This window comes from Methylomagnum sp., assembly GCF_054333355.1.
Genome location: NZ_JBTEKS010000247.1, coordinates 1 through 6661, shown reverse-complemented (window position 1 = coordinate 6661; position 6661 = coordinate 1). Strand labels below are relative to the sequence as shown.

At 60.5% G+C, this 6661-nt stretch carries 8 protein-coding genes; 2 read left to right on the top strand and 6 right to left on the bottom strand.

Annotated features, from left to right (window positions below):
• Positions 1-357: 357 nt before the first annotated feature.
• Positions 358-1383 carry an isocitrate/isopropylmalate dehydrogenase family protein gene (locus tag ACXWUF_RS16110; RefSeq protein WP_458495676.1) on the bottom strand — a complete coding sequence of 342 codons (1026 nt, stop codon included), beginning with the start codon at positions 1381-1383 and terminating at the stop codon, positions 358-360.
• Positions 1384-1710: 327 nt separating this feature from the next.
• On the opposite strand from ACXWUF_RS16110, the gene grxD reads away from it, so the two are divergent.
• Complete coding sequence (gene grxD, locus ACXWUF_RS16105; protein WP_458495675.1) at positions 1711-2028, top strand: Grx4 family monothiol glutaredoxin; 318 nt, start codon at positions 1711-1713, stop codon at positions 2026-2028.
• Between the two features lie 67 nt (positions 2029-2095).
• Here grxD and rnt read toward each other — a convergent pair whose 3' ends face one another.
• Positions 2096-2743: a ribonuclease T gene (rnt, locus tag ACXWUF_RS16100; RefSeq protein ID WP_458495674.1), complete on the bottom strand. Its 648-nt coding sequence runs from the start codon at positions 2741-2743 to the stop codon at positions 2096-2098.
• 153 nt (positions 2744-2896) lie between these two features.
• Between rnt and ACXWUF_RS16095 the strand changes: the two genes are divergently transcribed.
• Positions 2897-3685, top strand: coding sequence for an MlaA family lipoprotein (locus ACXWUF_RS16095; RefSeq protein ID WP_458495673.1), 789 nt, complete (start codon positions 2897-2899; stop codon positions 3683-3685).
• A gap of 77 nt (positions 3686-3762) precedes the next feature.
• Here ACXWUF_RS16095 and ACXWUF_RS16090 read toward each other — a convergent pair whose 3' ends face one another.
• The 4 genes from ACXWUF_RS16090 to ACXWUF_RS16075 all read right to left on the bottom strand — a co-directional run bounded on the left by ACXWUF_RS16090 (position 3763) and on the right by ACXWUF_RS16075 (position 6569).
• Positions 3763-4926: an alkaline phosphatase family protein gene (locus ACXWUF_RS16090; RefSeq protein ID WP_458495672.1), complete on the bottom strand. Its 1164-nt coding sequence runs from the start codon at positions 4924-4926 to the stop codon at positions 3763-3765.
• A gap of 178 nt (positions 4927-5104) precedes the next feature.
• Positions 5105-5515, bottom strand: coding sequence for an EamA family transporter (locus ACXWUF_RS16085; RefSeq protein WP_458495671.1), 411 nt, complete (start codon positions 5513-5515; stop codon positions 5105-5107).
• Complete coding sequence (locus ACXWUF_RS16080) at positions 5515-6381, bottom strand: aldo/keto reductase (protein WP_458495670.1); 867 nt, start codon at positions 6379-6381, stop codon at positions 5515-5517. The genes ACXWUF_RS16085 and ACXWUF_RS16080 overlap by 1 nt, the downstream gene beginning before the upstream one ends.
• A gap of 26 nt (positions 6382-6407) precedes the next feature.
• Entirely contained in the window at positions 6408-6569 is a 162-nt protein-coding gene (locus tag ACXWUF_RS16075) for a hypothetical protein (protein ID WP_458495669.1), read from the bottom strand.
• Positions 6570-6661 lie beyond the last annotated feature (92 nt).

The following is a 6661-nucleotide window of genomic DNA, read 5'->3' as shown; positions in this document are numbered from 1 at the left end:
CCGGAGATCACCGCCACCTTGTTCTTGGCCCTTTCGGCGCGGGCCAAATAATTGGGATCGAGATTCAGGCGGACCAGATCGGAATGCGCCGCCGCGAACCCGGACAGGCTTTCCGCCAGCAGGTCATCGACGCGGTTAATGAATTTTTTCATGGAGGCTCCCTCATGGTTTATGCGGCCATTTTAACGGGAGAATGGGCGTACAGTGGTGGGAGTGGGCTTCAGCCCACGATCAGGCTCGGTTGTCGCGGGCTGAAGCCCGCTCCCACGGCTTTGCCACTCGCACAGGGGAATGAAAACGCTTTGGCCCGCACGATAGGGGTGGAATTTCGTGCGGGCAAATGCGCGGGCAGTCGGATTAACTCAGCGCGGCGACTTTGGCCGCGATGGCTTCGCCAATATCACGGGTGCCGTAGGGGGAATCCCTCTTCAAGTCGGGCGTGACGATGTCGCCCTCGCGGATGACCTCGCGGACGGCCCGCTCGATGTTCCGGGCGGCGGCGATTTCGCCGATGTGTTCCAGCATCATGGCGCCCGCCAGGATGGTGGCGGTGGGATTGGCGATGCCCTTGTCGGCGATGTCCGGGGCGCTGCCGTGAACCGCTTCGAACAGGGCGGCGTCGGTGCCGATGTTGGCGCCCGCCGTGAGACCCAGCCCGCCGATGAGGCCCGCCGCCAAATCGGACAGGATGTCGCCGAACAAATTGGTGGTGACGATCACGTCGAAGCTTTCCGGCTTCATGACCATCTGCATACAGCAGGCGTCCACGATGCGGTCGTCGAATTCGATCTCTGGGTATTCCTTCGCCATTTCGCGGCCAATTTCCAGAAACAGGCCGGAGGTGCATTTGAGGATATTGGCCTTGTGGACCAGGGTGACTTTCTTGCGCTGGGCCTTGCGGGCGTAATCGAAAGCGTAGCGGAGGATGCGCTCGGAGCCACGGGCGGTGATGACGGCAGTGCTTTCGGCGGCGATTTTTTCTTCGTCAACCTTCACGAAATGCTCGATGCCAGCGTACAGACCCTCGGTGTTTTCACGAATCGTCACCAGGTTGACGTTCTTGAACAAGGTGTCGGTGCCTTCGAAGGAGATGGCGGGCCGCACGTTGGCGTAGAGGTTGAACGCCTGCCGCAAGGTGACGTTGACGCTGCGGTAGCCACCGCCCACCGGCGTGGTGAGCGGGCCTTTCAGGCACAGGCGGTTGCGGCGGATGGATTCCAAGGTGGCGTCGGGCAAGGGGTTGGCGTGTTTCTCCACCGCCGCCATGCCGGCCAATTGACGATCCCAGGCGACTTTGACGCCGGTCGCTTCGATGACCTGGACGGTGGCGTCGATGATGGAAGGGCCAATGCCGTCGCCGGGGATGAGGGTGATTTGATGCATTCGTTTTTCCTAGTTAATGATGGTTAAGTGGTGATGTCGGGATTATCCAATAGCGGGGCTGAAATTTTAAAGATGGAGTCGAAAACGACATTCCCAGAATTATAGGAATTCCCCCTCGTTGGCTGAGCGGAGTCGAAGTTAACGGGGGGCCGGGAACCCCCGTCAAGGCTTCCAGCCCGGCTGTGAACTGGCTTCATGAAAACATGATCCAAGAATTGTGCCGTCGCCCTGGCGTTAGTACGAACCAGGAAACCGATGGCCTTTTCCCATGGGCATTAAGTCTGATAAATTCACTCGGGAATTTTTAACCCCCTGATGAGAAACGGTATGGACGTAAACGAACGCATCAAACAACAACTCGCCGACAATCCAGTCATCCTCTACATGAAAGGCTCCCCCGCCTTCCCGCAATGCGGCTTTTCGGGGCGGGCGGTGCAAATCCTGGAACACTGCGGCGCTGAATACGCCTATGTGAATATTTTCGATGACCCCGAGATTCGGGAAGGGCTGAAAATCTATTCGAACTGGCCGACTTTCCCACAGTTATACGTGAAGGGCGAATTGGTGGGCGGCAGCGACATCATGATGGACTTGTTCCAGAAGGGCGAACTTCAAAAGACGCTGGCCACGGCGACCGCCGCCTAAAAGCAGCCTATCCCAAAAACCCTTCGATACCTCAGGGCGGACGGCCCACGGAGATAGGCCTTAAGGATTAGCTGGCCGGTGCTGTCTTCCGCTCCTCACCGGCCACCAATTCGCCCCAGCGGTTGACGATGGCGCAAAACAGCCGGGCCGTCTGCTCGGCGTCATAAATGGCCGAGTGCGCCTGGCTGGCGTCCCATTCGATGCCCGCCGCCTGCACACCCTTGGCTAGCACAGTCTGGCCGTAGGCCAAGCCGCTCAAGGTGGCGGTATCGAAGGTGCTGAATGGATGAAAGGGACTGCGCTTAATATCCGACCGCCCCACCGCCGCGTTTAGAAAGCCAATGTCGAAGGCGGGATTGTGGCCGACCAAGATGGCCCGAGTGCAGCCATTGCGCTTCACGGCGCTGCGGATGGGTTGGAAGATTTTATTGAGCGCGTCCTTCTCGTCCAACGCGAACCGGAATGGATGATACGGGTCAATCTTATTGAAGCTCAGAGCGGCGGCGTCCAGCTTCGAGCCAGGAAATGGCTTGACATGGCTCGCGTGGGTCTCGCCGGGATGAAGACGTCCGTCCTCATCCATTTCGATAATGACGGCCGCGATTTCCAGCAAGGCGTTCTCGGTGGGGCTGAACCCGGCGGTTTCAATATCCACGACGACGGGGAGATAACCGCGGAACCGACGGGCAAAGGGGGGGCGTTCTTGAGCTTGCATTCCGAAAGCGTAATTTTTCCTCGACTACGATTTGTAAGGCCATTATATTTGCCTGCCAGCCTTAATATAAGCGTGCGGCCAGCCAAGCTTACAACGCCGGGGCGGGGCTGAATTCACAAATCCCCTGATCGACCTCCAGAAAGGGCAAAAACAATGACAACGAGTCGCCACTCACTCCGACCGCAACGGCTCCATTGGCTCGCCTTGTTGCTGAGCCTGGCCGGTTGCGCCACCGCGCCCAATCACGATTCCCGCGACCCGTGGGAAGGCTGGAACCGTGGCGTCCAAAAATTCAATGACTCACTGGACGATTATGTGATGAAGCCCGTGGCGCGGGGCTATCAGTATGTCACGCCCTCCATCGTCGATCAGGGCGTCACCAATTTCTTCAGCAATGTCGATGACATCGGCGTCGTCGCCAACGACCTGCTCCAGTTCAAGCTGCTGCAAACCGGCCAGGATGTGGGCCGAATCTTAGTCAATTCCACCCTGGGCCTGGGCGGCTTCATCGACGTCGCCAGCAAGATGGACCTGCAAAAGCACAATGAGGACCTGGACCAAACCCTGGGCGCTTGGGGCGTTCCCTCCGGGCCTTACCTGGTGCTGCCCGTGTTCGGACCCAGCACCCCCCGTGGCTTGGTGGGCGTGGCGGGCGACACAGCGACGAATCCCATCAACTGGATCAGCCCCGCCGCGATTCCGTGGGCCACAGGCATAGCCAAGACCGTGGACATGCGGGCGGACCTCCTGAGCGCCACGAAGATCATGGACGAGGCCTCGGTGGACCGCTACGAATTCATGCGCAACGCCTATTTCCAGCAGCGCAATTACCTGATCCACGATGGCAACCCGCCCGTGGATAACGACTGGGAAAAGGACATGGAGCTGGAACTCGAAGGGCTGAATTCCGGCAAGAAGCCAGCCCAGCCAGCGGGCCAGTAATCCAGCGCTCCCCGCCCAATCCTTCCTCTGCGGGGACGACCCGGCCAGCGTCCCCGCAGCAGCAATCCCCGTTCCCGCTAAACCGCCGTCACCACCAACGGCACCCACATCTCCCGCTCGCTCACGCCGCCATGCACCCCGATATGGGTGTAGCGGTGTTCGCCGGGCAACCAGTCCTTTATCACATAATTTTCTTTCATCACCAAGGCATAGTCGCCCACCCGGTCGGCCAGCTTCAAATGGGCCGCGCCCAAGCCGAACCAGCCCCGCTCGATGAGTTCCGCGCTGCGCCAAAGCTCGGCGGCATGGCCCAATTCGGAACGGACATAAGTCTCGAAAAACGTCCGCCTCCCCGGCTTGACGTAGCAATACGCCACCCGGCTTTCCCCGCACAGGGGCAGGCACAGGCTGTCGGCCAGTTCCGGGTGATCATCGAGGTTCACCGTGTGGGCCTCGTCCGTGTCGATGAAGCCATGATCCGCCGTGACAATCACCAGCGCGCCGGTCCCAGCGGCATACCTCAGGAAGCGCCCGAAGCCCTCCTCCCAAGAGGTGAAATGCCAGTCGGCCTCGATGCTGTGGGTGCCCGCCTCGTGGGAAATCCGGTCCAAGTCGCCCCAGTAGGCATACACGAACTTCCGCTCCCGGTCGGCGCGGAGCAGCTTCGCCACCGTCAGAAAGAAATCATCCTGGGTGTCGAAGGGCCGGATTTCGGCCTTGCCCCGGTGGGCGATGTTGAAGTCGGAATGGGCGAGGCGGCGGGGCGCGACCACGTAGCCCGGCACCGGCAAGCGGTCGAACACCGCGCCATGCCCGAAGAGCCGCGCCACATCGACACCGGCCTGGCGCAGAGGCAAGCCACCGTAGCGGGGCACCCCAGGCAACACCGCTAGCACCGCGCCCAATTCCCGGAAATACATATGCCAGCCGGTCAAGCCATGCTGTTGTGGCGCTAGTCCGGTCAGGAAGGTGGTGATAGCGGCGGCGGTGGTCGAGGGAAACACCGAGGTGATCCGGCCCCGGTTCAACTCCCGCAGCAGGCCGCCGTTGCGTCGCCGGGTCAGGAATTCGTAGCCGAGTCCGTCAACCACCATCAGGACGACCTGACGGTACTCGCCGACTTCGGCCGGGGACAACAGGGGCAGCGGCGGATAGCCGGTCGCGGCCCCGCCAATACCGGCGACCAGCGAACCCATCAGGTTCACGATGCTGCCGCCCGCATAATCCGGTAGGGATGGCATGGTTCTCTCTCCTCTTTATCGGAGTTCTCCGCCTTCCTGGCGGGTATCGTTATAGTTTGTGGGCGTCCCGCCCGTTTCGCAACTAGGCTGCCGCGTTGTTTGTCATTCTTTTGGCCCGTATTTAAGGCATTGAATAATAAGGGCTGCGTAAGCCCTCTAAATTATTCCGCTTCGGCCTTCAACTGGCGATCAACAGCATGGCAACCAGTCCCAACAGAATGCCCAGCCATTGCCGAAGGCTGACGGGTTCATGCAAAACCAACCCCGCCAAGGCAATCGCCAGGATGGGATAAAGGGCGGTCAGGGTGGAAATCAAGACTACCGGCCCGGTCCGCAGGGCGTAAAGATACGCCAGTGCGCCGCCCAAGCCCAGCACTCCCGTCACCAGCGCCAAAAATGTGCCGCGCCCATCCATGGCCGGTTTGAAGCCAATCAGAACCAGCACCCCGGTCGCCATCACCATGCCCCCGAGCGCCTCGTAGACGATGGCGCTCTTGGGGTCGATATAGCGCGTGGTCAACTTGGGCAGAAACGCCCACACGCCCCAGCACAGAAAGGCCGCCACCGCCGCCGGTAGCCAAGCGGGCATCACGGCAATTCGGGAATCTGGTCAATGGCCCGGATGTCGTCCTCATCCAGCGCCAAGCCGGTGGAACGCAGACTGTCGGCGATGCTGGCCGGTTTGCTGGCGCCGGGGATCGGCAGGATGTGTTCGCCTTTCGCCAGGAACCAAGCCAGGGCGACACAGTAACGGGATGCGCCATGTTTCGCCGCCAAGCGCTCGAACAGCGCGCTCTGGTTCAGCCGCACATGGCCGTAGTGCCCGCCCACCGGGCTGTGGGGGATGTAGGTGACGCCCCGGTCGCGGCAGAAATCGACGAGGCCACTGCGGAAATCCCGCTTCTCGAAGGGATTGCAGCGGTTCTGCACCGAGACGATGGGCGCGTGCTTGAGGGCCGCTTCGAGCATCTCCATCCCGACGTTGGAGAGGCCGATATGAGCAATCTTGCCCTCGTCTTTCAGGCGGACGAGTTCGTCCAGCGTGGGCATGAGTCCGAAATTCGGGTCCACGGCGTGCAATTGGTAGAGGGCGATTTGATCGGCATTCAACGCCCGCAGACTGTCTTCGCAGGACTTACGCAGAAACGCGGGGTTGCCGTCCGTCACCCAATCGCCCTTGGGCCGCCGCAGCCCGCCCTTGGTGGCGATGACCACCTTGTCGCGCTGGCCCAGCCGGTCCAGGGCTTTGGCGACGAGCCGTTCGTTGTGGCCGATGTCGGCATCGTCCAGACAATACACATTGGCCGTGTCGATGAAGTCGCCGCCCGCCGCCACAAAGGCTTCGATGACCTGGAACGCTTGGGTTTCATCGGGGCGGCTCTGGATGGACAAGGGCATCGCGCCCAGGCCGATGGCGGTGACGCGGATTCCGGTGCCGTTGATGGCTCGTTGCATACATCCTCCCGTGTCGAGTGCGTTAGTTAAGGTTTGCGGTCGCCGTAAATATCGTCCACCAAGGATTTAAACCAGATTGGCCGCATCAGCACCACATAAAGACCCGCCAAGCTGACCAGCGGGAATGGACCCAGATCAAGGATGGTGAGAATCAGCAGGACGATGAAGTAGATGAGTCGGGTTCCCATGATGGTGGCTTGTTGGTTATCAGAATTCGATCCATTCTAGTCGATGGGGTTCTTGGGCGATTCCCGAAAATGATAACCCCGCAAAAGGCTCG